General features: G+C 71.8%; 24 protein-coding genes and 1 pseudogene. 13 read left to right on the top strand and 12 right to left on the bottom strand.

The features are described 5' to 3' along the window. From P3T39_RS07325 to P3T39_RS07315, 3 genes are all read left to right on the top strand, one after another. Positions 1-843 carry an RNA polymerase sigma factor gene (locus P3T39_RS07325; RefSeq protein ID WP_280696626.1) on the top strand — a complete coding sequence of 281 codons (843 nt, stop codon included), beginning with the start codon at positions 1-3 and terminating at the stop codon, positions 841-843. After that, on the top strand, positions 840-1817 hold the full coding sequence (locus P3T39_RS07320) for a hypothetical protein (RefSeq protein ID WP_280696528.1): 978 nt from the start codon (positions 840-842) through the stop codon (positions 1815-1817). Before P3T39_RS07325 ends, P3T39_RS07320 begins: the two co-directional genes overlap by 4 nt. 316 nt (positions 1818-2133) lie before the next feature. After that, positions 2134-3807 (top strand): protein kinase, encoded by a 1674-nt coding sequence (locus P3T39_RS07315; RefSeq protein ID WP_280696527.1) that lies wholly within the window; start codon positions 2134-2136, stop codon positions 3805-3807. Between the two features lie 102 nt (positions 3808-3909). Here P3T39_RS07315 and tatA read toward each other — a convergent pair whose 3' ends face one another. After that, positions 3910-4206, bottom strand: coding sequence for a Sec-independent protein translocase subunit TatA (gene tatA / locus P3T39_RS07310; RefSeq protein WP_280696526.1), 297 nt, complete (start codon positions 4204-4206; stop codon positions 3910-3912). 557 nt (positions 4207-4763) lie between these two features. On the opposite strand from tatA, the gene P3T39_RS07305 reads away from it, so the two are divergent. Continuing rightward, entirely contained in the window at positions 4764-4976 is a 213-nt protein-coding gene (locus P3T39_RS07305; protein WP_280696525.1) for a hypothetical protein, read from the top strand. Positions 4977-5123: 147 nt separating this feature from the next. On the opposite strand, the gene P3T39_RS07300 is transcribed toward P3T39_RS07305, so the two are convergent. Beyond that, the gene (locus P3T39_RS07300) at positions 5124-5468 is read right to left on the bottom strand and encodes a cupin (RefSeq protein WP_280696524.1); all 345 of its coding nucleotides are present in this window, start codon (positions 5466-5468) and stop codon (positions 5124-5126) included. Between the two features lie 242 nt (positions 5469-5710). On the opposite strand from P3T39_RS07300, the gene P3T39_RS07295 reads away from it, so the two are divergent. Beyond that, complete coding sequence (locus tag P3T39_RS07295; RefSeq protein ID WP_280696523.1) at positions 5711-5980, top strand: hypothetical protein; 270 nt, start codon at positions 5711-5713, stop codon at positions 5978-5980. A gap of 48 nt (positions 5981-6028) precedes the next feature. Here the strand turns inward: P3T39_RS07295 and P3T39_RS07290 are convergent, their stop codons facing one another. Both P3T39_RS07290 and P3T39_RS07285 read right to left on the bottom strand, forming a co-directional pair. Next, the gene (locus tag P3T39_RS07290; RefSeq protein ID WP_280696522.1) at positions 6029-7696 is read right to left on the bottom strand and encodes a class I adenylate-forming enzyme family protein; all 1668 of its coding nucleotides are present in this window, start codon (positions 7694-7696) and stop codon (positions 6029-6031) included. 126 nt (positions 7697-7822) lie between these two features. Continuing rightward, entirely contained in the window at positions 7823-8980 is a 1158-nt protein-coding gene (locus tag P3T39_RS07285; RefSeq protein ID WP_280696521.1) for an acyl-CoA dehydrogenase family protein, read from the bottom strand. Positions 8981-9146: 166 nt separating this feature from the next. On the opposite strand from P3T39_RS07285, the gene P3T39_RS07280 reads away from it, so the two are divergent. Next, positions 9147-10325 carry a TetR/AcrR family transcriptional regulator gene (locus P3T39_RS07280; protein ID WP_280696520.1) on the top strand — a complete coding sequence of 393 codons (1179 nt, stop codon included), beginning with the start codon at positions 9147-9149 and terminating at the stop codon, positions 10323-10325. Between the two features lie 57 nt (positions 10326-10382). Here P3T39_RS07280 and P3T39_RS07275 read toward each other — a convergent pair whose 3' ends face one another. Both P3T39_RS07275 and P3T39_RS07270 read right to left on the bottom strand, forming a co-directional pair. Next, entirely contained in the window at positions 10383-10700 is a 318-nt protein-coding gene (locus tag P3T39_RS07275; RefSeq protein WP_280696519.1) for a hypothetical protein, read from the bottom strand. Positions 10701-10889: 189 nt separating this feature from the next. Further along, on the bottom strand, positions 10890-11576 hold the full coding sequence (locus P3T39_RS07270) for a DUF6445 family protein (RefSeq protein ID WP_280696518.1): 687 nt from the start codon (positions 11574-11576) through the stop codon (positions 10890-10892). Positions 11577-11715: 139 nt separating this feature from the next. On the opposite strand from P3T39_RS07270, the pseudogene P3T39_RS07265 reads away from it, so the two are divergent. The 4 genes and pseudogenes from P3T39_RS07265 (at position 11716) to P3T39_RS07250 (ending at position 16672) form a co-directional block, all read left to right on the top strand. Then, positions 11716-12110, top strand: a pseudogene (locus P3T39_RS07265) (hypothetical protein). A 191-nt stretch (positions 12111-12301) separates the two neighbouring features. Further along, positions 12302-14023, top strand: a complete 1722-nt coding sequence (locus tag P3T39_RS07260) for a threonine/serine exporter family protein (protein ID WP_280696517.1) — start codon at positions 12302-12304, stop codon at positions 14021-14023. Between the two features lie 55 nt (positions 14024-14078). Further along, positions 14079-15227 carry a hypothetical protein gene (locus P3T39_RS07255; protein WP_280696516.1) on the top strand — a complete coding sequence of 383 codons (1149 nt, stop codon included), beginning with the start codon at positions 14079-14081 and terminating at the stop codon, positions 15225-15227. Between the two features lie 206 nt (positions 15228-15433). After that, positions 15434-16672 carry a C40 family peptidase gene (locus P3T39_RS07250; protein ID WP_280696515.1) on the top strand — a complete coding sequence of 413 codons (1239 nt, stop codon included), beginning with the start codon at positions 15434-15436 and terminating at the stop codon, positions 16670-16672. 23 nt (positions 16673-16695) lie between these two features. Here the strand turns inward: P3T39_RS07250 and P3T39_RS07245 are convergent, their stop codons facing one another. Further along, positions 16696-17700 carry an alpha/beta hydrolase gene (locus P3T39_RS07245; RefSeq protein ID WP_348534313.1) on the bottom strand — a complete coding sequence of 335 codons (1005 nt, stop codon included), beginning with the start codon at positions 17698-17700 and terminating at the stop codon, positions 16696-16698. Between the two features lie 511 nt (positions 17701-18211). Here P3T39_RS07245 and P3T39_RS07240 point away from each other — a divergent pair. Continuing rightward, entirely contained in the window at positions 18212-18853 is a 642-nt protein-coding gene (locus P3T39_RS07240) for a sterol carrier protein domain-containing protein (RefSeq protein WP_280696513.1), read from the top strand. A gap of 111 nt (positions 18854-18964) precedes the next feature. Here P3T39_RS07240 and P3T39_RS07235 read toward each other — a convergent pair whose 3' ends face one another. Beyond that, the gene (locus P3T39_RS07235) at positions 18965-19702 is read right to left on the bottom strand and encodes a TetR family transcriptional regulator (protein WP_280696625.1); all 738 of its coding nucleotides are present in this window, start codon (positions 19700-19702) and stop codon (positions 18965-18967) included. A 364-nt stretch (positions 19703-20066) separates the two neighbouring features. On the opposite strand from P3T39_RS07235, the gene P3T39_RS07230 reads away from it, so the two are divergent. Continuing rightward, entirely contained in the window at positions 20067-20597 is a 531-nt protein-coding gene (locus P3T39_RS07230) for a GNAT family N-acetyltransferase (protein ID WP_280696512.1), read from the top strand. 205 nt (positions 20598-20802) lie between these two features. On the opposite strand, the gene P3T39_RS07225 is transcribed toward P3T39_RS07230, so the two are convergent. After that, positions 20803-21309, bottom strand: a complete 507-nt coding sequence (locus P3T39_RS07225; RefSeq protein WP_280696511.1) for a macro domain-containing protein — start codon at positions 21307-21309, stop codon at positions 20803-20805. A 10-nt stretch (positions 21310-21319) separates the two neighbouring features. Then, a complete protein-coding gene (locus tag P3T39_RS07220) occupies positions 21320-22696 on the bottom strand; it encodes an MFS transporter (protein ID WP_348534312.1) in 1377 nt (458 codons plus the stop codon). A gap of 113 nt (positions 22697-22809) precedes the next feature. On the opposite strand from P3T39_RS07220, the gene P3T39_RS07215 reads away from it, so the two are divergent. Further along, positions 22810-23775, top strand: a complete 966-nt coding sequence (locus P3T39_RS07215) for a LysR family transcriptional regulator (RefSeq protein WP_280696509.1) — start codon at positions 22810-22812, stop codon at positions 23773-23775. A 159-nt stretch (positions 23776-23934) separates the two neighbouring features. On the opposite strand, the gene P3T39_RS07210 is transcribed toward P3T39_RS07215, so the two are convergent. Next, complete coding sequence (locus P3T39_RS07210) at positions 23935-24549, bottom strand: YceI family protein (RefSeq protein ID WP_280696508.1); 615 nt, start codon at positions 24547-24549, stop codon at positions 23935-23937. A 149-nt stretch (positions 24550-24698) separates the two neighbouring features. Beyond that, positions 24699-25229 (bottom strand): DinB family protein, encoded by a 531-nt coding sequence (locus P3T39_RS07205; protein WP_280696506.1) that lies wholly within the window; start codon positions 25227-25229, stop codon positions 24699-24701. Positions 25230-25297 lie beyond the last annotated feature (68 nt).

Here is a 25297-nt window from a genome sequence, read left to right as displayed (position 1 = left end):
ATGTGGTGGGTGCACAGTGCAGAACCTCAGGGGACGGGCGGCGACCACACCGTCGGCGGCCCGATATCACCGGTCGGCCCGATCGCGGCCGGCCCTTCGGAGCCGCCGGGCGATCCGCTGCCCGCAGGCCGTCCGACCGACCTCTCCGGCGCCGTAAGGGCCGCCCAGCAGGGGGACGAGGACGCCTTCAGGCTGCTCTTCCGTGCCGTCCAGCCGGGGTTGCTGCGCTATCTGCGCATCCTGGTCGGCGGCGGGGCCGAGGACGCCGAGGACATCGCCTCCGAGACCTGGCTGCAGATCGCCCGCGACCTCGGCGGCTTCACCGGGGACGCGGACGGCTTCCGGGGCTGGGCCGCCACCATCGCCCGCAACCGGGCCCTGGACCACCTCCGCCGGGTGCGCCGCCGCCCGGTCGCGGACCTCCCGTTCGAGTACCTGGCCGAACTGGCCGCAGCCGAGGACACCGCGGGGACCGCGCTGGCCGCCGTCTCCACCGCCGACGCGCTGGCACTGATCGCCCGGCTGCCCAGGGACCAGGCCGAGGCGGTACTGCTCCGGGTGGTGCTCGACCTGGACGCGGAGAGTGCCGCGCGCGTCCTGGGCAAGCGCTCCGGCAGTGTGCGGATGGCCGCCCACCGGGGGCTGCGCAGGCTCGGGAAGCTGCTCGACCAGTCCGGCGGCCCGGCCCTCGGCATCCCGGACAGGTCCGCCCAGCCGCCCCGGTCGGGGCCGTGGCGCGACCCGGGACAGGAGGCGGAACCGGAGGCCGGGAAGAAATCCTCGAAAACCTCCGCACAGGGTGTGACACGAGCCAGGGCCGCGACGCTGAAGGACATGAGATGAGCACCAACCGATCCCGCCGGATCGACCGCGACTCCGCCGAGCAGCTGCTCGGCGGAGCCAAGGTCGGCACGTCGGCCGGTCAGGCCCCCCTCGCCGGTCATGCCGCCCTCGCGGGGCTGCTCGCCGCCGCTGCCGCTCCGGCCGACGCGGACGGCGGGCCCGATGCGAACGGCGTACTGCCCGGGGAAGAGGCGGCCCTGGCCGCGTTCCGGGAGGCCCGTCGCAACCCTGCACCGCAGACCCGGAGACGAACGATGGCGGACACCGCGACCACGCGGGCCTTCAGTGCGAAGGCCGTTGCTGTCGCGCTCGTCGCCACCGCACTCGGCGGTGTGGCCGTCGCCGCAGGTACCGGGCACCTGCCCGCCGCCCTGGGCGGACCGGCGGCCAGGAATGCGCCGGTCGGTGCGCAGCCCACCTCCGGTGCGTCCGACGGCTCCGCCGGGCGGTCCACCACGGGCAGTGCCGCAGGCGCGGCCTCGGGGCAGCCCGGGCTGAACGGATCCACCCCGCCCGCGACGAGCCAGGGCCGGGGCCAGAGCCCGAGCGTGGACGCGGCCACGGGCGGGAGCAGGTCGGGCAGCAGTCCCGATGACGACGCCGCCGTCGCCTTGGCGGTCAAGCTCTGCCACCTCTACGCCGACCGGCTGGCCGCCGGGGCCAAGGCCGACCCGCTGTCCGGCGAACCGGCACTGGCCCCGCTGGCCGTGGCGGCAGGCGGGGCGGACCGGATCGAGGGCTACTGCACCGCCGTCGCCGCCGCAGTCGGGGGCAGGGACGGCAGTGGCGGTGGCCCGGGCAACGGGATCACCATCCCGGCGCCCGGCCCCGGCGGCGGCAAGGGCCTCCTCCCGACCAGGCTCCCGATCGAGCTGCCGACCCTGCCGGCGCAGGCCCCCAAGCCCTCGGGCCTGCCCGGAGACCACGGCGCTCTTCCCAGCGGCAACGCCGGGGACGGCTCGGTGAGCCCCTGAGACCCCGGACGGGCGGTGAGCGACACCCCCCGGGCTCACCGTCCGTCCGGTTGCACCACACAGGCAGTACCTGATTCCAACTCCCGTACTCCGGGCGATCGGTGGGCTCCCCCGTGTCCACCGGCCGCCCGGCTCGAAAGCTCCGGGCGGGTCGGCGAGGTTCCCCCGGGCCTGCCGACCCGCCCGGACCGCTCCGCAGGACCGCCCCGAGGGCGCATCCTCAACTCCCGGGCTCCGGGTGGCGGCCGCTATCGTGCACAGGTGCACGAGGCGGCCCGAAGCCTCCGGCCGGTGGACCCGAGGGGAGTGGTGCCAGGTGATCGGACGTGCGCTGAACGGGCGTTACGTACTGGAGGAGATACTCGGCGTCGGTGGCATGGCCACCGTCTGGCGCGGCCACGACCGGGTGCTCGGACGCGCGGTAGCGGTCAAGGTGCTCAACGGCGGTCTCGCCGACGACCCGCGTTTCGCCGAGCGCTTCGGCCGCGAGGCCCAGCACGCCGCGATGCTGGTCCACCCGCGCATCGTCACCGTCTTCGACTCCGGTGTGGACCAGGGCTCCCCGTACATCGTCATGGAGCTGGTGCACGGCCGTCCGCTCAGCCGGCTGATTGCGGAGCTCGGACGGCTGCCGGTCGAGCGGTCCGTCGGTATCGCCGCCGCCGTCTGCGAGGCGCTTGAGGTCGCCCACGCGGCCGAACTCGTGCACCGGGACATCAAGCCCGGGAACATCATGATCACCCACGACGGCGGGGTGAAGGTGGTGGACTTCGGCATCGCGCGCGTCGGCTCCTCCAGCTCGCGGCTGACCCAGACCGCCACCGTGCTCGGCACGGCCGCCTATCTCTCGCCCGAGCAGGCCACGGCCGCCGGGGTGGACGGCCGCTCCGACCTGTACGCGGTCGGCTGCGTCCTGGTCGAGATGCTCACCGGACAGCCGCCGTTCGACGCCGACACCCCCGTCGGCATCGCCTTCAAGCACGTCAGCGAGCAGCCCGCCCCGGTCGCGGCCCGCCGCCCCGACGTACCGCCCGCGCTGGACGCGGCAGTGCTGCGCCTGCTCGCCAAGCAGCCCGCAGACCGACCGGCCACCGCCGCCACTGCCCGGGCCGAGCTGCTGGCCGCTGTCCCGGTCGCCGCGACCACCGACCGCACGGCCGAGTTGCTGGCCGCCGGTGACCGGACGGCCGAGCTCATCGGCGCGACCCAGCTGTTGCCCCCGGTTGTCGCTCCGCAGCTCGGCGTCGGTGCCGCCGACCCGGGGCATGCCGATGCGCAGCGCACCGCCGTACTGCCGCCGACCGTGCCGCCGCCGTTCGCCCCGTCCTTCCCCCCGTCGGCTGTCCCTTCGGACGCACCGCCGGTGACCGGCCCGGCGACCTCGCTGATGGAGGCCGTCCCGCTGTCGCCGCACGAGGCTTCCGGGCCGTCGCCGCAGCGCCGCCGCCGACCGCTGGTACCGATCGCGATCGGTGTCGCCGTGGTGGCGGGTGTGGCCGCCGTCGGCGCCTTCGCGCTCAGCGGGTCCTCGGGCAGCCCGGCCGGGACCGCAGCCGAGACCGGCCGTCCGGCGGCCGCCGCTCCCACGGCCGCTGCCTCGGCATCCCCCTCGCCGAGCGCTTCGGCCGGGCCTGCGCCCACCGCCAGGAGCGGTCCCGCCGCCGCACTGGCCGCACTCCGCGCCGAGGTGGCGAAGGCGCAGTTCGCCAAGGAGCGGGACAAGCAGGGCGACTTGCTGGACCGCCTGGACAGCGCCGCCGAGGCGATCGCCGAACACCGGCCGCAGGACGCCGAGTCGGTGCTGCGCAACGTCCAGAAAACCGTTAGGGATCTTGCAAAGAAGCATGTGATCGACGGCGGTGCGGGCCAGAACTGGCAGAACCGGCTCGGTGCGCTGATCAACACCCTGCACGGGCAGCAGTCCCGTGACCACAACAGCTCCGACAACAACGGCGACATCAGCTACGGGGACAACGGGAACGGCAACTGAATCAGCGGGCCCGGCACCACCGGTTTGCCGTGCGGAAATGCCGGAGCCTCCGGTCCGTCAGCTGACGGACCGGAGGCTCCGGGGGACGGCTTTTGCGGCCGCTCAGGCGCCGGTGGCCGACTTGTTGGTCTCGGCCGCCGTGGTGACGTGTGTCGGGTTCACCGCCGGGCGGGGCTGCTCGGTGGCCGTGTTGGCAGCCGTCGAGTTGGCGGTGGAGTTCTGGGCGGCCGCATCGGCCGGGACCTCGTCCTCGCGCAGCGCCTTGGTCTCCGCCTTCAGGATGCGCATGGACTTCCCGAGGCCACGGGCCATTTCAGGCAGCTTCTTCGAGCCGAAAAGCAGAACGATGACAGCCAGCACCACCAGGAGGTGCCAGGGCTCCAGACCGTTGCGCAGCATCCCTGACCACCGGTCCCTTCGGATATCTCGCCGTTATCAGGGCCGGGCGGGCTCGCCCGACCTGGCCAGTATGCCTGGCGCGAGCGCAGAACGTATACACCGGCCGGGAAACGGTGGTCAAAGAGCAGATGTTCTGCAGGGGAGATGGGAAATGTGGTCTCGACCACAATATGTCAGGTCGGCCGGTCAGGGCCCGCTTTCGGGAGTCGCCGGGCAGGCTGCGGCGGCCGGCGGGCGTTCGGGGTGCCGAGCCCCGGCTGACGGTTCGCCAGACCGGTGTGCGGTGCGGGCGCCGCGTTGACGATCGGTGCCGGGCCAGGCGGCGACGGCCGCCTCGCGGGCGGGCTGGGCCTCCCGCCCAGGGGGGTGTGCGCGGCCTTGGCGGCGCCCGCCGGAAGGGCGGCGGGCAGCTTGACCTCCAGGTGGGCCCGGTGGACGGCGGCTCCCGCCGAGGATCACGATGCCCAGCGAGCTGCCCGGTTCGGTGGCGGTCTCCGAGGTGGCGGAGGCCACACCGGCACGCTCGGCCGGGGCAGCGGTCAGGATCACCCACAGGAGTGAGTCGGGGCCGGGTCATCAGCCCGAAGCCGGCCGCACCGGAGATCTTCGTCCAGGTGGAGAGCCCGCCCGAGCCGGAGGAAGCCCTGGGCGCAGTGAAAAAGCAGTGCAAAAAAAGGGTGCGGCTCGGACTCGCCGCGCTCTTCCAGGAGCCGCAGGAGGTACCGGACGAGCCGGCCAGGGGCGCTTTCTTCCGGCTGATCCTGGCCTGACCGGCCGCACAGTGGTTCGTGGCACCCGGGCAGGTGCCGGACGGGCGGCAGCTGCTGCGCGGAGTGCAGCTGGCCGGCGGGAGGGTGCTGGGTGTGCCGGTGTCCGAGGCGTCGGCCAAGGAGCGGTGACGTCCCGGTTCGGTTGGCTCAGTTTGTGACGGCGGTGAGCAGCACCACCGAGTTCTCGTGGGCCAGCAGGCCGTGCCGCTCCTGTGGGATCACGCGCAGCTGCCCCGCTGTCAGCTCCAGCCGTCGGCCCGAGACGGTCAGCGACACCCGTCCGCGCAGCACCTGGAGGCTGGCGGCGATCGGCGCGTTGTGCTCGTCCAGCGAGGTGCCGGCCGTCAGCGCGATCACGCTCTGGCGCAGCACGCTGTCGTGGACGACGAGGTGTGCGCTGCGCCCGTGCGGGGAGGCGGCGGCCTTTGCGGCGTGTTCGGTGGCGAGCGCCATGAGGTCGGCGGGGGTGTCGACGGGGGCGGGGTCGGCCATCGCGTCCTCCTGGCTCGCACAGTCCCGGGTCGGGGCGGAGGGTTTTCCGCGAGGAGCTCCGGCTCCTGGTGAAGGGCTCTCGCCCGTGACCCTAGGCGCGGCCGCGACTATCCCGCGCGCTGGACCGGTCGGTCGGGTTAGCCCTGTCGACGGGTGTCTGCCGGAGGGGGCGGGCACGGTGCCGTCCATCGGCAGGCGTCCTCCGGGTGCGGGCGGCGCGGTGCTCTTGGATGGTGGATGCCATGGCGACCAATCAGAACCTCATCGGTGGATTCCAGGTCAACCGGGGCATGCTCACCGTCGGCGCGGCGCTCACCGGACTCGGCGCGCTGATCGGCCTGACCGGCACAGTGATCGTCGGCGTGGCGCTGGCCTCGGCCGGGCGGGGCTGGGTGCGGCAGCTGGAGACCCCGCCGGGCGAGCTGGCGGCCCGCACCCTGCAGCACGCCAGGGCGGCCTCGCTGGCCGGGCTCGACGCCTGGCGGGCCCATGCCGCGGACTCCGCCCACTGAGCGGACCACGCCAGCAGCCCTCTCGGGCAGACGCCGAGCCCCTGGACGTCAGCGGGAGAGCTGCGCCGTGATCTCGTCGCGGAGAGCGCGTTTGACGATCTTGCCGGTCGGGTTGCGTTGCAGTTCAGTGCTGCGCAGGAAGACGTGCTCGGGCACCTTGAAGGCGGCCAGTCGCGCGGCGACGTGGGCGCGCAGCCCGTTCACGTCGACGCATGAGCCCGCCCGGAGCACCACCACGGCGGCGACCTCCTCGCCCAGGATCGGGTGCGGCACGCCGACCACGGCGGCGTCCGCGACCTCGGGGTGGTCGAAGAGCACGCCTTCGACCTCGACGCAGTACACGTTCTCGCCGCCGCGGATCACCATGTCCTTCAGCCGGTCGACGATGTACACCTCGCCGTTGCGGAGGCAGGCCAGGTCGCCGGTGCGGAACCAGCCGCCGTCGGCGAAGGCGGCCGCGGTGGCCCCGGGGTTGTTGCGGTAGCCGCTGAAGATCGGCTGTCCGCGCAGCCAGAGTTCGCCGACCTCGCCGTCCGGGAGCGCGGTGCCCTCGGGCCCGGCGATCCTGACCTCGACGGCGGGGGCGGGGCGGCCGATGCTGTCGGGCTGTTCGACGTAGCGGGCGCCGAGGTTGGCGATCACGCCGCCGCAGGTCTCGGTGAGCCCGTAGCCGTTGCGGGCCTCGACCCGGCCGTCGAAGCGGCGGGAGATCCGGCGGGCCAGTTCGGGCGGGGCGGCCGCGCCGCCGGTACTGATCATCGCCAGTCCGGGCAGCGGGTACTGGCCGGAGTCGGCCGCGTCGAGCAGGCCGAGCGCGGTGGCCGGGACGCCGACGAAGGTGGTGACCCGGTGTTCGGCGATCAGTCCGAGCGCGGTGGCGGCGTTCCACTTGCGCATCAGTACGGCGGTGCCGCCGGTGGCCATCAGCGGGAACATCGAGGTGAAGGCCGCCACATGGAAGAACGGGAAGGTCATCAGCACGGTCTGCGGTTCGACCCGGGTGAGGTCGCCTCCGGCGGAGAGGACCGAAGCGGCCGCGAAGAAGCGCGGGTTGAGCACGGCCGCGCACCAGGCTTCGTGGGTGGCGACAACTCCCTTGGGATGTCCGGTTGTTCCCGAGGTGTAGAGGACGGTGGCGGTGTCCCCGGGGGCGAGGTCGACCTCCGGTGCGGCCAGGCCGGTGAGGGGCAGCTCCTCCAGCCGGTCGTGCCCGGACCCGGGTGCCTCGACGGTCAGCAGCGGTACGCCGTGGGCGGCGGCCCAGGCGCCGGTCCGCTCCGCGCGCTCCCGGTCTGCGACGATCAGGCGGGGTGCGCAGTCGTCCAGCGCGTACGCCAGCTCGGGGCTCTCCCACCAGGCGTTCAGCGGGACGGCCACCAGGCCCGCCAACTGGGCGGCCCAGAAGGCGATCTGCCACTCGGGCAGGTTTCGCATGGCGATCACCACCCGGTCACCGGGCCGCAGGCCGTATTCGACGCGGTAGTGGTGGGCGAGGGCGGCGGCGGCCGCGTGGTGCTCGGCGAAGGTCCAGCGGCCGGATCCGGCGATCAGGAACGGGCGGTCCCCGTGTGCCAGGGTGTCGTTCAGCAAGTCCCGCAGTGTGCGTGGACCATGGCGGTACCGGTGGCCCCGCGGGGTGTCGACGGTCTCGAAGGGGGCGCCCGGCTCGCGGAGTGCGGCCTGGATGTGGGCGAGCTTGGCGAGCGCTGGTGTCATGACGTCCTCGGTGCGGTGGCTCGGGAGGTCGCGGCCGGGTCCGGCAGCGGGCCCATGGGGGAAGCCCGCTGCCGGGGGACGCGCGGCGTGCGGTGGGGGTTCGACTGCCGCGCGTGCTGCTGGACCTTACAGGCCCAGGGACTTGGCGATGATCGTCCTCATCACTTCACTGGTGCCGCCGTAGATTCTGAAGACCCGATTGTCGGTGTAGAGACGGGCGATCGGGTATTCCAGGATATAGCCGTAACCGCCGTGCAGCTGAAGGCACTTGTCGATCACCTGGGAGGCGGACTCGGTGCAGAACAGCTTGGTCGCCGCCGCGTCCGCGACCGTCAACTCGCCGTTCTGGTAGAGCTCCAGTGCCCGGTCCACCATCGACTGCTGGGCCGTCACCTGGGCCTCGCAGTCGGCGAGTGTGAACTTGGTGTTCTGGAAGTCGGCCACCGCCTGGCCGAAGACCTTGCGCTCCTTGACGTACTTCACCGCGAACCGCACCGCCGCAGCGGCCGACGCGTACGCGCCGACGGCGATCGCCAGGCGCTCCTGCACCAGGTTGTGGGTGAGGTAGCTGAACGCCTTGCCCTCCTCGCCCAGCAGGTCCTGCACCGGCACCAGGACATCGGTGAAGGAGAGTTCGGCGGTGTCCGAGGTGCGCAACCCGATCTTCTGCAGCTTGCGGCCGACCGCGTAGCCGGGGGACTTGGTGTCCACGCAGAGGATCGACAGGCCGGCCCGGCGGTCGGCCGGGTCGTACGGTGCGGTCCGGCAGACCACCAGCACCAGGTCGGCCAGCACGCCGCCGGTGATGAAGGTCTTGGCACCGTTGAGGACGTAGTGGGTGCCGTCCTCGGAGAGCCTGGCGGTGGTGGAGATCCCGGCCAGGTCCGAGCCCGCGCCCGGCTCGGTCATCGCGATCGCCGTCATGATGTCGCCCGAGACGAAGCCCGGCAGCCAGCGCTGCTTCTGCTCCTCGTTGGCGTACTCCAGGAGGTAGGGCAGCACCAGACCCGTGTGCACGCCGGAGGAGCCGAAGGTGACTCCGGCGCGGGCGCACTCCTCGCTCACCACCGCCTGGTACTTGAAACCGCTCTCGCCCGCGCCGCCGTACTCCTCGGGCACCTCGATGCCGTACACGCCCAGCGCGCCCAGCTTGCGGTAGAAGTCGCGCGGGGGGTGGCCCTCGGCCTCCCAGCTCTCGTAGACCGGGGCGACCTCTTTGGTGATGAAGCTCCGGATCGTCTCCCGGAACGCCTCGTGGTCCTCGTTGAACACGGTGCGGCGCACGGCGGCGCTCCCTTCGTGGTGCCCGTTGATCGCTCCATAAGTTAATCGTCGGTAGCTTCGACTGTCCAGCATTCCGACGGCTTTTTCTCGCGGCTCAGGGGTGGAGAAGTGAATCCTTGGTACCCTGATCCGGATCATCACTGGGGCCGACCGCGAGGGGATGGACGTGGCGACAGAGCGGGGGGTCGTGCGCAGGCCGCCCGGACGCAAGGCCCAGATCCTCGCGGTGGCGAGCGAGCAGTTCCACCGGCGCGGCTACCACCAGATCTCGATGGCCGAGGTCGCCGCCGAGGTCGGCATCACCGCCCCGGCGCTCTATCGGCACTACCGCAGCAAGCCCGAACTCCTGCTCCGCGCCGTCGAGTCCGACCTTGCGGCCGTGCGTACGGCCGTCCGCTCCGCCCAGGGCTTGGACGGGCTGTGCGCCGCGCTCGCCGCCGTCGCCGTCGACCACCGCGCGCTCGGCACTCTCTGGCAGCGGGACGCCCGCCTGCTGCCCTCCGTCCAACGGGCCGAACTGTGGGGGTGTCTGCGCGAGGACATTGCCGAGATGGCCCGGGTCCTCACCGCGGCCAGGCCCGAACTCCCCTCGGAGGATGCCGAGTTCCTCTGCTGGTCGGTACTCTCGGCGTACGGCAGCCTGTCCTACCACACCTTCGCGCCGCCCCGGCGCCGGTTCGAGCGGCTGCTCCAGCGGATCGGTGGTGCGGTGCTCGCAGGCACCCTGGAGGGTCTGCCCGACACCGGATCGGTGGCCCAACGTCCTTGCCCTGCCTCCGAGTCGAGGCGTGAGGAGCTGCTCACCGCCGCCGTGCGGCTGTTCCACGAGCGCGGCTTCGACAACGTCAGCACCGATCAGCTCGGCGCCGCCGTCGGCATCGCCGGACCGAGCGTGTACAAGCACTTCGACACCAAGGCCGAGCTGCTCGCCGCCGCCCTGGTGCGCAGCCGGGAGCGGCTCTGGCACGAGGTCGAGGGTGCCATCGCGGGTGGCGGTGCTCCGCCCGAGGCCCTGGCGGCAGGACTGCGTGCGTACGTCGACTTCGCGCTGCGCCACCGCCACCACCTCGGGGTGATGCTCAGCGAGACCGAGCGGCTGGCCGAGCCGGACCGCAAGGCGGCGGTCGACTTCCGCCGGGACTTCCTGCGCACCTGGGTCGGGCTGCTCCAGCAGGTGCGGCCGCAGTACGAGAGCGCGGAGGCCCGTATCCGGGTGCATGCGATGTTCGCCCTGGTCAACGACGGGGTGCGGAACAGGCCGGGGTGCTCGCGGCCCGATCTGGCAGGATGCCTGGTCGAGTTGAGCCGTGCTGCGCTGGGTCTGACGGCGCAGCAGCCGGACTGAGGGGCGGGCCCGCGGGGAAGCCCGCCCGGTCACCGGCTCAAGCCTCCTGGCGGCGGCTCAGTAGAGGACGAAGGGGTAGTACACGTGCCGCGCCAGGTTCTTGTCGCCCTGGACGGTGCCGACACCGCCGGCATTCCCGGCGACGCCGAGGCTGTTGTTCTGGTTGCCGCCGCCCGAGCCGGTGGCGGACTGCCGGGCCGCGTTGCCGTTGCCGCTGACGCTGCCGACGATGTTGCCGGAGCTGGTGTTGCTGACCACGCTGCTGTTGGAGTCGTACGTGGCCCCCGCGCCGTTGTCGGCCTGGGCGGCGCCGATGCCGGCGGCGAGGAAGGCCCCGACGGCGGTGACGACAGCGGCTGCGCGAATACGGGACACAGTGGTCTCCCTGCTGGCTGGTGCGAATTGTGGCGCCGACGGGGTGGCCGCCCCGACTGCGCCGGTACCTGACGTCGCACCGCAAGCATTCCCCGATCGGCCGATTGACTTCAACCGATCACCGTCCGGTTCCCTCGTTCGTGTCACCCGGATGGAATATCCGCAGGGCGTCCAAGGTGGGTCCGAAGGTCACGCCATCCAGAAGAAGACGGCGGTCATGCGCTTGTCCTCCAGGGTGCTGCCCCAGTAGCCGGTGGCGCTGTGGATCATGTTGGAGGTGTAGAGCAGCAGTCGGTTGTACTTGTGCGGTACCCGGACGTCCTCGGTGAAGGCGTCGGGGGCGACGAAGCGTGTGCCCAGGGCGTCCACCAGATTGTTGTGAGGCGCCGTCACCATGTTTCCGCCGAGGGTGCCGCCGGGCAGCTGCTGCCGGTAGAAGCTGGTGCCGCAGTCCTTGGGCACGCCGGGGTTGAGGTAGAGCACCGCGGCGTACCTGCACAGGGCGCGGGAGTCGGTGTGCGGACGGGTCTCGCACTCGTCCCGGCCGACCACCTGAATGCAGTTGTGGTTGAGGGTGGCACCGCCGGGGGCGGTCTCCTGCCAGAGCCTGCGCTCACCGGTCGCCTTGCGCACCAGCCGCTCGACGTGGGCCAGTTCCTCCGGTTCGAGTCCGGGCATGGTGCGCAGCCCCGGCCAGGTCTCCGGCTTGTGCGGGTAGCCCTCGGTCCAGTCGTCCTTCGCCAGGCAACGGGCCCGGACGGCATCCGCGTCGGGCAGCACATTGTCCAGTACCCAGTAGTCCCTCCCGGGCGTGGGCTTGCGGTACGGGAGGACCGGGAGAGTCGGGGTCCGCTGTGGCCTAGGGGGAATTGGCATGGGCAAACCATATGGTTCGGGCCCGTCAGCGGTCGCCCACGAGTTGGTCAATCTTCAGTCAAGCCAAGGGAGTTGTTCTATCTCTTGGCCAATGCTTTACCATTTCATTTCCCAAGCCCTGCCATCAGGAGTTCAGCGCGTGACCAGCCTCTCCCTCGGCCCGTCCCCACGGAGCTGATCCCCGCCTTCGGACTGCCCGGCATCCTCGCGATCGTCTTCGCCGAGTCCGGCCTGCTGATCGGCTTCTTCCTGCCCGGTGACTCGCTGCTCTTCACCGCAGGTCTGCTGGTCGCCGACGGCGCCTACCTCACCCAGCCGCTCTGGCTGGTCTGCCCGCTGATCGTGGCCGCCGCGATCATCGGCGACCAGGTCGGCTGTCTCTTCGGGCGGAAGGTCGGCAGGGTCGCCTTCGTCCGGGAGAACATCGAGGCGATCCTGGTCGGCATCGTCGTGGTGTCGGTCGTCCCCGTGGCCATCGAGCTGCTGCGCTCCCGCAGGGCGAGCCGGGCCGCCGTGCGGCCGGTGGACCGGTAGGTCGAGTAGTCGCAGCCGGGGCTGCCATTCCGTACATGTGCGTCTGCGCGTTCGATCAGGCAAGGTTGGACGAAAAGATCACACCGGTGGCCGGATGCCACCAGGGGCGGTAGGGAGTGGTAGTGCCTAAGCGGGGCCGGGGCCGATCGGGCGGCGGCAAGAAGGTCAGGGGCGGGCGGCCCACAAGATCGGTGCCAAAGCCCGTACCGCCGCGCGAGGCGCCGCCCACCGAGGGTCTCCTCGGATCCGCCGCGCCGCCCGTCGAGCGGCAGACCGTCATCCCGCTCGCTCCGGCCCCGGTCGAGACGGAGGGGCTGCTCGGTCCCGGCGAGCCCACGGCGCCCGAGCCGGACACCGCACCGCCGTCCGCCACCAGGGCCCCGCGCTACCCCGAGGGCCCGGAGGACACCCTCACCCCCGAGGTCTGGCGCGCCGTCGGGTACGCCCCGCCCACCGGCCTGGCCGTCCCCACCCTCAGCCCCGGCGCGCCCGGCGCCGCACCCTGGCCCGACCGGATGCGCACCCTGCTGCGCACGCCCATGGCCGAGCGCCCCGCCTACGAGCGCACCCAGCGCGAGCAGAAGCCCGAGGTGGTGGTCAAGAACATCCCACGCATCCTCGACCTGACGCTCCGGATCGCCGAGCTGCTGCTCGCCACCGGCGAGGCCGCCGAGGACGTCGAGGCCGCGATGCTGGGCATCGCCCACGCGTACGGGCTCGACCACTGCGAGCCGCAGGTCACCTTCACCCTGATCGGGATCTCCCACCAGCCCTCGTTGGTCGAGGCCCCCATCACGGCGGACCGGGTGGTCCGCCGGCGCACCACCGACTACACCCGGCTCGCCGCCGTCTACAAGCTGGTCGGGGACATCACCGCCGAGAAGCTCTCGGTCAACGACGCCTACCGCCGCCTCGCCGAGATCCGACGCAACCGGCACCCGTACCCGACCTGGCTGCTGGCCCTGGCCACCGGTCTGCTGGCTGGTGCGGCCTCCTTCCTGGTCGGCGGGCGGCTGGACGCCAAGGCGTGGCTGGTCTTCGCCAACGCCTTCGTCGCCGCCATCCTGGGCGACCGGCTCGCCTCGCTGGTCGCCCGGCGCGGGCTGCCGGAGTTCTACCAGTTCGTGATCGCCGCGATGCCGGCCGCGACCTCCGGCATCATCCTCTCGCTCAACCACCTCGGGCTGCGCGGATCCGTGGTCATCACCGGTGGACTCTTCGCCCTGCTGCCCGGACGTGCCCTGGTCGCCGCCGTGCAGGACGGTCTCACCGGCTTCTACATCACCGCCGCCGCCCGGCTGCTGGAAGTCCTCTACCTGGTCGCGGGCATCATCATCGGCGTCATGCTGATCCTCTATCTCGGGCTGAGCTTCCACGCCAGACTCAACCCGAGCGAGAGTCTGATCGGCGTCAGCCACCCGCCGGTGCAGCTGGTCGCCGCGATGGTGCTGACCCTGGCCTTCGCGATGCTGTTGCAGACCGACCGCCGCAACCTCCCGCTGGTCACCCTCAACAGCTGCATCGGCTGGTCCACGTACGGGGTGCTCACCCACAACGCCAACGTTTCCCCGATCGTGGCCACCGGCGTGGCCGCCGGCCTCGTCGGCCTGTTCGGCCAGCTGATGGCCCGCTACCGGCGTGCCTCCTCGCTGCCGTACGTGACGCCCGCGATCGGTCCGCTGATGCCCGGTTCGGCGATCTACCTCGGGATGCTCTCCTTCACCCAGAACCAGCCCGACATCGGACTGATCGCGGTCGGCCGGGCCGCCGCCCTCGCGCTGGCACTGGCCGTCGGTGTGAACCTCGGTGGCGAGATCGCCCGGCTCTTCCTCAAGCAGCCGGGCACCGAGCAGCCCCTCGCACCGGCTCTGAAGGTGCCGCGTCGGGCCGCGAAACGCACCCGGGGATTCTGACCACGCGTTAGCCGGGCGAGACCCGGAGCACCAAGGAACGAAGGCAGCGCCACCCATGATCAGCTCGCTGTTGGACGGCTACCGTACGCACATCGTCGCTGCGCACAAGCAACCGCTGTTCCTGCTGCTGGTCGGCTTCATCTGCTCGTTCGTGATGATCAGGTTCAGCGTCCGGATGATCCGCGCCAAGGTCCGCTGGTGGCCCGGCAACATCACGCCGGGCGGTCTGCACATTCACCACATGGTCTTCGGGCTCGGCTTCCTGCTGATCAGCGGCATCGGAGTGTTCGCCACCAACGGCGGCCATCCCTGGATCGACTGGTTCGGTCTCGCCTTCGGGATCGGCTGCGGCCTGGTGCTGGACGAGTTCGCGCTGATCCTGCACCTCGACGACGTCTACTGGAGCGAGCAGGGACGCAAGTCCGTGGACGCGGTGATCCTCGGCATCCTGGCCACCGCCCTGCTGCTCACCGGGTACGTGCCGCTGAGCGTCGTACCGGGTCAGACGACGCCGGAGGGCTCGGGCCGCTGGGGCCTGGTCGCGGTGATCTCGGTGAACGCGCTGGTCTCGATCGTCGCGCTGCTCAAGGGCAAGGTCTGGACGGGTCTGCTCGGCATCATGGTGCCCGGCCTCTCCGGGATCGGCGCCGTGCGGCTGGCCCGGCCCAGCAGCCCCTGGGCGCGCTGGTGGTACCCCGGCAGGCCGCGCCTTCAGGCGCGCGCGCTCCGTCGCGAGCGCCTGCTGCACCAGCGCGCGGACCGTGCCCGCACCTGGCTGTTCGACCTGATCGCCGGGGCGCCGGACAAGGTCCCGGCCCACCACGCCGCCACCCACCGGGTGGCCGAACGCATGGCCGCCCGGGCCACCGCCCATCTCGACGCGCACGCCGCCCGCGCGCTCGCCCGCCGCTCCGCGCGCCTGGCCGACCGCCGCTCGGCCGGGCCGGCCCCCGCCACGGCCCCGGCGGGTACCGCAGCCTCCGCCGCGAGCGACCCCGAGCGGCACACCCGCGCCCAGCAGCGCCGCCGCACGGTACGCGCGGGCCGCAGCCGCAGCTATGCCGTGGGCCCGGGCGGGCGACCCGCCGCCCGTGGTGGGGCCACCGGCGCGCAGGGCGCCCCGAGCGCGGTGGGCCCTGAGGCGCGCGCCCCGTACCGCCACCCTCACCACCCCCGGCTGCCGCATCCGAGGTCACGACGCTGACCATGCACCGGCCGTCGCCCGCCGCCAGCCCGTCTTCCCGGGACGAGGGCTGACGCAGGGTCGAATAAATCCGATATCTCACCCGACCGGGGGTGCGGGGATGCCGTCGGAAATTTGCGATGTTTGAGAATATTGCGGTGAGTGACTGAATTGTCACGTGATGGGACATTTGACGAAGTGTCATACTCCGCACGAGAGGGCCCCCCATGGCACGCAGACTCCTGCCGACGCTCCTGCTGGCATTCTCGGGTCTGCTCGGGCTGCTCCCCGCTGCCGCCGCTGCACCGGCGGCGAGTGCCCCGGTCCCGCCTCGGTCGGCCGCCGCGACCGCCGACGGTCCCTACCCCTCCACGGAGGAGATCGACCGGGCCAGGACCGACGCCGGTACGAAGGCCGGCGACACCGCGGCGATCGAGGCCCGACTGACCGCCGCGCAGGCGGAACTCGCGGACGCGGGCCGGGCCGCGGAGCAGGCGGTGGAGGCGTACAACGGCGCGCAGGCCCGGCTGGCCAAGGCCCGCACCGAATCGACCGCCGCAGCCCGGCGCGCGACCGTCGCCGAGGCGGGCCGCACCGATGCCGCCGAACGCGCGGCCCAGCTGGCCGCCGAGACGTACCGTCAGGGCACCAGTGCCGAACTCTCGGCCATCAACGCCCTGTTGGGCGCCAGGGGCCCGCGCGCCGCCGGCGACCAGGCGTCCGCCATCGGCGTGGCGGGGGCCAGGACCAAGGAGATCCTGGACGCGGCCACCGCCACCGCCACCGCAGCCGCCCGCGCCTCCGTGGCCGCCAAGGAGGCCGAGCAGAGTGCGGCCCGCGCCGCCGAAGCCGTACGGGTGGCCAAGGAGCAGGCGCAGGCCCGGCTCGCAGCCCAGCAGTCGCAGGTCACCGAGATCGCCGGGCGTCGTGAGGAGCTGCTGACCGAGCTGGCCAAGGCCCGCAACACCACCGTCGAACTGGAGCGGCAGCGACGCGAGGCACTGGAGACGATCGCGCAGCGCGAGGCCGAGCAGGCGGCCCGGGCAGCTGCGGACGCCGCAGCCTACGTTCCCGGCCCGTCTGCCGACAGCGCCTGGTCGGCCGGTGGCGCGGAGGCGGCGATCGCCTTCGCCCGCTCCAAGGTCGGCCTGCCCTACATCTGGGGCGGCGAGGGACCGGACGGTTACGACTGCTCGGGCCTCACCATGAAGGCCTGGCACCGGGGCGGCAAGTCCCTCACCCACTTCGCGGCCACCCAGTACGCCGAGTCCACCCCTGTCGGCTACCACCAACTCCGGCCCGGTGACCTGGTGTTCTGGACTCACACCGGCCGCGCCGAGGACATCTACCACGTGGCCATCTACATCGGTGACGACCAGATGATCGAGGCTCCCCGCCCTGGCATGGAGATCAAACAGGCCAGCCTCTGGATCATGGGCCGCCCCGACTTCTACGGCCGTCCGTAACGGGCCCGGCCGCCGTAACGTGCTCAGCGGGCAGGTGGGCTGCTCGCATCGGACTGTGTGAGGATGCGCCGAAGCCAGCGGGAACGGGCGTTGCGGGCGTCCTGGCTGAGAGCTGCCCGTGGTGCGAAGGTGTCGAAGCCGTGGAAGGCTCCGGGCCATACGTGCAGTTCGGCTCGGCCGCCGGCCTGCCAGATCGCATTGGCATAGGCCACATCCTCGTCCCTGAAGGTCTCGGCCGACCCGACCTCGATGTAGGCCGGGGGCAGCTTGGACAGATCCGTAGCGCGGGCGGGAGCCGCGTAGGGCGGCAGGTCCGCAGTGCCGTACCGGTCGCCCAGCAGCGCCTGCCACGCGGTTGCGTTGGAGGTTCGGTCCCAGGTGTCGATGCCGGCCATCTGGTGGCTGGAGAAGGTGTTGTTGCGGTCGTCGAGCATCGGGCACAGGAGCAGTTGCCCGATCGGTGTGGGCCCGCCTCGGTCACGGGCGAGCAGGGCGAGTGTCGCGGCGAGTCCGCCGCCGGCACTCTTTCCTCCGACGATGATGCGGTCCGCGTCGATGCCCAGTCCGGCCGCGTGCACAGCCGCCCAGACGAATCCGGCGTAGCAGTCCTCCACCGGTCCGGGGTACTGCGCCTGCGGTGCCAGTCGGTACTCGACAGAGATGACGGCCAACTCCAGCGTGAGAGCCCACTCGCGAAGCAGCTGCGGAAGTACGGACCACGCATTGCCCATGATCATTCCGCCGCCGTGCATGTAGTACAGCAGCGGCAGCGGCCTGGCGATCCCGGCGGGCCGTGCGCTCACGAGTGTGACGTCCTGCCCGCCCGACGCTCCCGGCACACGCAGCTCATCCACCTCGAAGCGGCCGTCGGCCCGGAGATCCCGGACCGTCGGCCTGGGCCGGGCCGCAGCATCCCGCTCCTGCCGGGCCGCAAGGTTCTCCAGCGTGAACGGCTCCCTTGCCCCGTCCCCCAAAGCCCCCAGCGCCACACGCAGTTCTGGGTCGAAAGGGGGCGCATCCCAAACCATCGAGACAGGGCCGGGCTCCGACGGCATGCCACCGGCACTCATGACAGGCCGTCCCGTCGGGCGGGGGAGTACCGGCCGGCATCCCGACCGGAACAGCTCGTCAGCACGTCCGTGCATGCAGGGAACGCTCGCGCGAGGTCCATGCGGCGTAGTCAATCACCTGCCAGGTGCAGGCCACAGCTCCTCAGCGAAGGTCACAGGTCGAGACCGTCCTCGGCCTCCTCGGCCCAGGCGGGCTGCCAGTCGTCGCCGAAGAGTTCGACCTGCTCCTCCGGAGTCAACCGCATTCCGGTCTTCGATGCCTCCATCATGCGATCGACTGCGCAGGGCATCTTCTGCAGGCGGGAGATGCGCTCCACGAGCTGTGACCGCTGCCGACGCAAGTGGTCGCACGCAGCGGCGTCCGGGTCATCGAGGATCCGGCCGATCTCTGCGAGCGGAAACCCGAGTACACCCGGTACCCGCCCCAGGTGCGCCCGCTCGGGCGGAGGTTGATGAACATCGGCATGCAATGCCCGGATTCGATTGGAAGGAGCCGTTTGCCGCCCTGCACCGGGACGCCGAGGGGACCGTCACCGGGCTCGCCGTCTACCGCACAGACGAGGTCTGGGACGGCAGTTACCCCAACTCCGTGCTCACGGTGAACGACTTCCTCGCCCTCGACTCCGGCACCACCGTCGCCCTGTGGCGGTTCCTCTGCTCCGTGGACTGGGTGCGCAAGGTCGTGGTCCGGAGCTGCGGTGCGGACCACCCGCTCCCACTGCTGCTCAACGAGCCGCGCGCCGCGACCCCGAAGGCCGAGAACAGTGACTTCACCTGGCTGCGTCTGCTCGATGCGCCCGGCGCCTTCGCAGCCCGCCGCTACGCCGCGCCCGGCCGCGTGGTGCTCCAGGTCGGCGACCCGGACGGCTACGCCGGGGGACGCTGGGCGCTGGAGGCCGGCGCCGACGGCACCGGCAGCTGCACCCCCACCGACGACGAACCGGATCTGGCCCTCGGCGCCGGCGCACTCGCCTCGCTCTACCTCGGCGACGAGACGGCGCCCAGACTGGCTGCCGTCGCGCTGCTCACCGAACTGCGCCCGGGCGGTGTTGCCGCTGCCGACCGGCTGCTGCGCACGCCGCTCGCACCATGGAACCCGGACGGCTTCTGAGCCGGTCTTCTGGGTCGGTTTGCTGGGTCGGTCTGCTGAGCCCGTCGCGAAACGGAGCGGCCCTGCTCGACCGAATTCACCCGGACTCAGGGAAGCAGGCCGCTCCGTCGACTACGGCCTCGCGGTGCGGCCGATCGTGGGCAGGATGAAGTCCTGGATCAAGTCCTTGGCGTCCCGGACGATCGGGCGGAATACCCGATAGCGCGAGAGATTGATGATGCGTGCCGCCATCGGAGTCGAGCGGCGGACGAATTCGCGGGTGCGCTCGGTGTCCGGGGTGCGGTCGAACACCCAGTAGAGGACGACGATCATCAGATGGAGCCAGAGCAGGTCGGGCAGCAGCTCCGCGAGTTCCGAGTCCAGCTTGGGCGCCAGCTCCGAGCCGGTCAGCACCTCGCTGAACAGCTCGACCGCCGTCGTGCGGGCCGGATGGGACTCGTTGGAGAACGGGCTCAGCGAGCTCGTCGGATCGGCCGCCGTGCGGAAGAACTGGGCGGCGAATTCGTGGTACTCGACCGCGCAGTCGATCCATGAGGTGAGGGCGATCTCCAGCCGCTCGGCGAAATCCTTGCGACCGGCCATCCGGGCTCTGGCGTCCGCCGCGTGCTCGTACGTCATCCGGTCGTAGAAACCCTGGATCAGGAATTCCTTCGACTCGAAGTAGTAGTACGCATTTCCGACCGAGACGCCCGCCTCGGCGGCGATGGCTCTCATGGTCGTCTTGTCGTAACCGCGCTCCTGGAAGAGTCGCATGGCGGTTTCGAGGATCAGCGCACGGGTCTGCTCGCTCTTGTCGGTCTTGGGCTGCGCGCGCCCGCCGCGCACCTCGGTCGTCGGTGCGGTGCGCACCTCCGCGGCCGGGTCTGAAGCGGGCAGCCGGTTGCCCGGGGTGCTCCCGTTCGCCAGGCCGTCCCCGCTCGTAGGGCCGTTTCCGCCGTTCGTCGTTGCCACGTCGTCCACGATTCCTGAGCCTAGCCGGACGCCGTCGCGGGACGTTCTACGCGATCGGGCTGCGCCGTACGGGATGTCCCCTGTTCATCCGGTACGGCACAGTCCGGCGCCCCCGCGCCCCCGATCCCCCTCCACCCCCCCGGGCCTTCCGGTGTCCGGCCGGCGGCCCCCGGGTGGTTTCGAACGCGTTCAAAACCACCCGGGAACGACTCTAACGACACCGCTGAACGCGTTCAAGTCGGCGGCGTGGGAGGCTCGTCACATGAACCGACAGACCGTCATCCGCGTCGGGGGCGCTGCCGACGCGGCCACCGTCGCCGCCCTGCACTCCGAGAGCTGGCGCACCACGTATGCCGGGATCGTCCCGGCCGAGGCGCTGGGTGACGGACTGGCGGAGGAGCGCCGCGAGCTGTGGGCGATCCGGCTCACCGCGGACTACGGCGAACCCGCCGACACCCCGGTGCTGCTGATCGCCGAGGCCGACGGGGAGGTGGTCGGCTTCGCCTACCTTGTCCCGCAGCCGGACGGCCGGGTGCTGCTCGACAACCTGCATGTCAGGCCGGGGCGCACCGGCGGCGGCATCGGCCGGGCGCTGCTGCGCGAGGCGCTCGCACGCACTGCGCACGCGCCCCTCTGCCTGGAGGTGCTGGCCGGCAACACCCGTGCCGTCGCCTTCTACGAGCGCGAGGGCGGTGTCCGTACCGACGAGCGCGAGGGGTACTTCCCGGGCGGCTTCACGCTTCCCGAGTACGAGTACACCTGGGCGCCGGGCGGAGAGGGGGCGAGGGGCTGACGCCCTGCCGCGCCGGGGGCCGGAGCTGGGGGTGTCCTTTGCGCACATGCGGGCCTCCGAGGGTGGGGTGTCGTTCGCCAGATAGTCGTTGATGACCTTGCGGGGCAGTTGGCGTCCTGGTGGCGGGGGAGGCCGTTCCGCCTGCCGGTACTGCTCCGGCGGAGCAGTACCGGATTGCTGCGGGGCGCACCGACAGGATGCGGAGTCAGGTGTGGTCGTAGACCGTCACGGGCACCCCTCGATCCGTCAGCCGCGCCGCGACCATCGGCTCGATCAGCTCCCAGCGGCCGCCCGCCAGGCCGCAGCCGATCCGGGGCATATGGACGGAGGCGCCGAGTCTCAGCGCGTGCTCGCCGAGCCGGCCCAGCGCTGCGTCGATCGCCTCATACCGGACCGGAACGCCTGTCGAGCGCCCCGTCCGGATGCCTCGCTGGCCCACCAGGTTGGCCACCCATACATAGGGCTCGACCTGCACCAACTGTGCCGCGCCGAGGCCGAAGTCGTTGCCCGAGCGCTCGCGGTGCCAGCGCCGGTATGCCGCCTCGGGCTCGGGCCAGCGGCGGGAGAGTGCCACCACGAAGCCCTTTCCCCAGCCGCCCAGGTCGTTGCAGACGTGCGCGATCACCTTGACGCCCTTGCCCTGCGGCGCGGTGGCGTCGCCGCGCACGTACCTGATCTCCGTTCGGCGCGTGTCCGCTGCCTGTGCCCCCATGACCGCAACGCTAGCGGCCGGCACTGACAACCGCCTCCGCATTCGGCGCTGCGTCGGTCGCCCGTGCCGCGGCAGCCGCGGCAGTCACCGCAGCCGTAGCGGCTGCGGTGGTCGAGGCCCGGTGAGGTCGCAGTCGGCGGTACCCCGCAGCGGTGAGCAGCAGGGCCAGCGCCGCCGCTCCGGCGGGCACCGCGTAGCCGGTGCCGGGGGCGGTGTGCTGGGCGATCGTGCCGCCGACTGCGGATCCGGCCGAGATCCCGATCATGATGCCCGACACGGCGAGTGACATCCCCTCGTTCAACTTCCCGGCAGGAAGCACCTCCTGGACCACCGTCATCCCGGCCACCATGGTCGGGGCCGTCCCGGATCCGGCGACGAACAGTGCGACCGCCAGCAGCGCCAGTCCCGCCCCCGAGGCCGAGACGGCCAGCGGCAGCAGCAGGAGCCCCGCCATCGCGGCCACCCCCGTCAGCAACACGGACGCCGCCGACCGCCGTGTCCTGACCAGTCCGAAGGCCAGTCCCGACACGCACGATCCGGCCGCCATCAGCGCCAGCAGCCCGCCCCCGAGTGCCCGTTGGCCGAGTGCGTCCGAGTACGCGATGGTGGCGACCTCCATCGAACCGAAGGCGACCCCGGTGGCGAGGAAGACCGGTACCACCACCCGAAGTCCGCCCGTCCGCCAGATGCCGTCACGGTCCTGCTGCACGGGCTGCACGGGCTGCACCGGAGGTTCGGTACGGCGCTGCGCGGCGAACAGCAGCGTGCCGCCGGTCGCCATCAGTCCGCCGGCCAGCAGCCCGGCCTCCGGGAAGAGCGAGGTGCAGAGCAGCATCGCCAGCACCGGCCCTGCCATGAAGCAGAGTTCGTCCAGGGCCTGTTCGAGGGAGTTGGCGAGGTGCCGGGCGGCCGGGTCGTCCCGGTGGAGGTGGGCCCAGCGGGCCCTGGCCATGCCGCCGAGGTTCGGCAGCACCGAGGCGGCGGGCCAGCAGACGAAGTACGTCCAGGTGGGCGCTCCGTAGTGCACGCAGAGCAGCAGTCCGGCGAACGGTGCGGCGGCCACCAGGACGCTCGGCACCGCCACCCGGGCCTGCCCGTAGCGGTCGACCAGCCGCCCCAGCAGCGGCATTCCGACCGCGACGGTCGCGACGCCGACCGCGGAGACCGCCCCCGCCAGGGCGTACGAGTCGCGGCGGGTGGCGATCATCACCACGGTGCCGACGCCCGTCATCGAGAAGGCGAGCCTTCCCAGCAGCCCTGCCAGGGTGAAGGCGACGGCTCCGGGCGGGGTGAAGATGCGGCGGTACGAGGCGAGCACGGGTCTCCCGGGTCGGGTGGAGTGGGACGGCCTCAAGCGTGGCCGTGCCGGGTCCGTCCGGTCCAACACCTGTTCTGCCGGATTGACGCACTGCTGTTGTCAATCAGCCCGGCGCTTCAGGCGGAGCGACGGCCCGCCGCCTTCCGGCCGGGGGTGGGGAAGCGCGTTGCTAGCCTGCCGACATGCCCGTTGATCTGCACCCGCGACTACTGCGCGGTTTCGTGGCCACCGCCGAGACCCTGCACTTCGGCCGCGCCGCCGAGCGGCTGCATATCGCCCAGCAGGCCCTCAGCCGGGATGTCCGGACGCTCGAACGGGCGCTGGGCGAAGTCCTGTTCGGCCGCACCACCCGTACCGTCCACCTCACCCCGGCCGGGGAGCGGCTGCTCCCGCAGGCGCGTCGCCTGCTGGCCCTGCACGACGAGATCGTGGCGGGCTCCGCCGGGCGGGCGCTGCTGGTGGACCTCAACAGTGCGGTCACCGGTGAGGACCTGACGGCCGACCGGCTGCTCGCCGCCGCCCGTACCGCCCGCCCCGAGTGCGAGCTGCTTGCCCGCTACCACGGTGGACTCGCCTCGGCGGCAGGGGAGTTGCTGGCACACCGGCTGGATGTCTCCTTCGGCCGCTTCGCCGGTCTTGCGGCACCGGTACGAGCCCAACTCGCGCACGAGCCGGTACGGTTGGAGCGGATGGCGGTCATCCTGCCGGAGGCCCACCCCCTCGCCGGACTGCCGGAGATCCCCGTGGCCGCCCTGGCCGGCCACCCGTTGGACATCTGCGCGGGCAATCAGGCCACCACCGAGTGGACCGATCTCGGACGGCAGCTCGTCGACGCACACGGCCTGGTGGCCGCACCGCCGTACAGTCCGCCGGTCGGTGTGGGCGAGCTGGCGCACTACCTGGCGCGCCATGGCGAAGCGATGCTCACCACGACCGGGGGCCCTGCGGTGCCGGGCTCCGTCACGCGCCCGCTGGTCGAACCGGTGCCGTTGAGCCTGGTCGGACTGGTCCACCGCCCGGAGCTGCGCCACCCCGGGTTGGACGCGCTGCGCGCTGCGGCGGCGGAGTTCGGTGCGCGCGAGGGCTGGCTGCGGCGGCCGTCCGGCAGTTGGCTGCCGCGCGAGGATGCCGCCCTGCTGGACGGCTGACGGCTGACGGTTCGCGGCCGGCGGTCGCCGGCATCTCGGCCGCGAGAGCCGTCCGGACGTGCGAGCGCCCCCGCCGTCCGGGGGTCGGCGGGGGCAGTGCGCGGAGCGTAACGCTCGTGCGAGGTAGCGCAGTCGGGTGCTCGCCGGGTGGGCCGAGGCTCAGGCGGCCTTGACGGCGGAGATGTCGAAGGAGAGCTTGACCTTTTCGCCGATCAGCACGCCACCGGTCTCCAGCGCCGCGTTGTAGGTGAGTCCCCACTGCGTACGGTCGATGGTGGCCGAGCCCTCGAAGCCGACCCGCTCCGCGCCGTAGAGATCGGTCGCGTTGCCGGTGAAGTCCAGGTCGAGGACGACCTGGCGGGTCGTGTCCTTGATGGTCAGATCGCCGGTCATCCGGTAGGAGTCGCCGCGCAGCCGCTCGGCAGAGGTGCTGCGGAAGATGATCTCCGGGTAGGTGTCGGCGGCGAAGAAGTCGCCGGTGCGCAGGTGCTCGTCACGCTGGGCCTGGTTGGTGTCGATGCTGGCGACCTTGATCACCAGCTCGGCGGAGGAGTTGGCGGGGTCGCTGCCGTCCAGGCGCAGCTTGCCCTCGTACTCGGCGAACTCGCCGCGAACGTTGGTGACCATGGCGTGGCGCACACCGAAACCGATCCGGCTGTGGGCCTGGTCGATGGTGTAGTCGCCGTTGAGGTGGGACAGGTCGGGGCCTTCGGGGGCCCGGACGGCCGTAGCGGTGGTGGTGGCGGTGGTCTTGTTGCGGCTGAAGATGCCCATGGCTCCTCCTGGTGCTCCGAAGCCATTTGTTTAGGCTTCAACTTGTTGGCACCAGCATAGCCCCCCTTTGTTCAATGTTCAACCATGGCGTGGGGGATTCCCTCGGGAATCCCCCGGACGGCCGTGTGTGCGCCGCCTTGCCCTCGGGTTCAGTGCTTGGTGGCATCCACCAGCTCGAAGGCCGTGCGGCCGTCGATCGTCTCGCGGACGATGTCCGCGTGGCCCGCGTGCCGCGCCACCTCCTCGATCAGGTGCAGCAGGATCCAGCGCGCCGTACGGCGGCTGTTCGGCGGGAACCACGGCGCCACCGGCAGTGGAGCGTCCACCTCGAGGCTGGGCAGGCCCCGGATGATCTCCTCGGTCTCGGTGGCCACCGCCTCGTACTCCTTGAGCCAGCCCGCGAGCGTCTCCCCTTCGGTCAGCCGGTGCTCGTCCGCCCAGTCGGCGGGCTTGATCCGCCCGCGTTCGTCACCCGCCAGGATGCCGACGATCCAGAAGCGCTCGCACCGCGCCACATGCTTGACCAGCCCGGCCACCGACAGGCTGCTCGCGCTGGGCGTGGCCACCGCCTGGGCCTCGCTCAGGCCGTGGGCCGCGCGGCGGATCGCACCGCGCTGGGCGTCCAGGAAGGCCAGCAGGCCGTCCCGCTCGTCGGTCTCCGTGCGCACCAGGATGGGCATTTCGACTACCTCTCGTCGTGGGGGTTTCCCCGCTTCGGCACGACCGACGCTATCGGCGGTATAGGACA

The sequence above is a fragment of the Kitasatospora sp. GP82 genome, from assembly GCF_029892105.1.
GTDB lineage: Bacteria > Actinomycetota > Actinomycetes > Streptomycetales > Streptomycetaceae > Kitasatospora.
The sequence above is the reverse complement of the archived record's forward strand: the minus strand, read 5'-3'. Positions and strand labels throughout refer to the sequence as shown.

Excerpts from the sequence above, each read along its gene's own strand:
- P3T39_RS07325 (WP_280696626.1), top strand. The coding sequence starts at position 1 with ATGTGGTGGGTGCACAGTGCAGAACCTCAGGGGACGGGCGGCGACCAC.
- P3T39_RS07320 (WP_280696528.1), top strand. The coding sequence starts at position 840 with ATGAGCACCAACCGATCCCGCCGGATCGACCGCGACTCCGCCGAGCAG.
- tatA (WP_280696526.1), bottom strand. The coding sequence starts at position 4,206 with ATGCTGCGCAACGGTCTGGAGCCCTGGCACCTCCTGGTGGTGCTGGCT.
- P3T39_RS07300 (WP_280696524.1), bottom strand. The coding sequence starts at position 5,468 with ATGGCCGACCCCGCCCCCGTCGACACCCCCGCCGACCTCATGGCGCTC.
- P3T39_RS07295 (WP_280696523.1), top strand. The coding sequence starts at position 5,711 with ATGGCGACCAATCAGAACCTCATCGGTGGATTCCAGGTCAACCGGGGC.
- P3T39_RS07290 (WP_280696522.1), bottom strand. The coding sequence starts at position 7,696 with ATGACACCAGCGCTCGCCAAGCTCGCCCACATCCAGGCCGCACTCCGC.
- P3T39_RS07270 (WP_280696518.1), bottom strand. The coding sequence starts at position 11,576 with ATGCCAATTCCCCCTAGGCCACAGCGGACCCCGACTCTCCCGGTCCTC.
- P3T39_RS07255 (WP_280696516.1), top strand. The coding sequence starts at position 14,079 with ATGATCAGCTCGCTGTTGGACGGCTACCGTACGCACATCGTCGCTGCG.
- P3T39_RS07250 (WP_280696515.1), top strand. The coding sequence starts at position 15,434 with ATGGCACGCAGACTCCTGCCGACGCTCCTGCTGGCATTCTCGGGTCTG.
- P3T39_RS07245 (WP_348534313.1), bottom strand. The coding sequence starts at position 17,700 with ATGGTTTGGGATGCGCCCCCTTTCGACCCAGAACTGCGTGTGGCGCTG.
- P3T39_RS07240 (WP_280696513.1), top strand. The coding sequence starts at position 18,212 with ATGCCCGGATTCGATTGGAAGGAGCCGTTTGCCGCCCTGCACCGGGAC.
- P3T39_RS07230 (WP_280696512.1), top strand. The coding sequence starts at position 20,067 with ATGAACCGACAGACCGTCATCCGCGTCGGGGGCGCTGCCGACGCGGCC.
- P3T39_RS07225 (WP_280696511.1), bottom strand. The coding sequence starts at position 21,309 with ATGGGGGCACAGGCAGCGGACACGCGCCGAACGGAGATCAGGTACGTG.
- P3T39_RS07215 (WP_280696509.1), top strand. The coding sequence starts at position 22,810 with ATGCCCGTTGATCTGCACCCGCGACTACTGCGCGGTTTCGTGGCCACC.
- P3T39_RS07210 (WP_280696508.1), bottom strand. The coding sequence starts at position 24,549 with ATGGGCATCTTCAGCCGCAACAAGACCACCGCCACCACCACCGCTACG.
- P3T39_RS07205 (WP_280696506.1), bottom strand. The coding sequence starts at position 25,229 with ATGCCCATCCTGGTGCGCACGGAGACCGACGAGCGGGACGGCCTGCTG.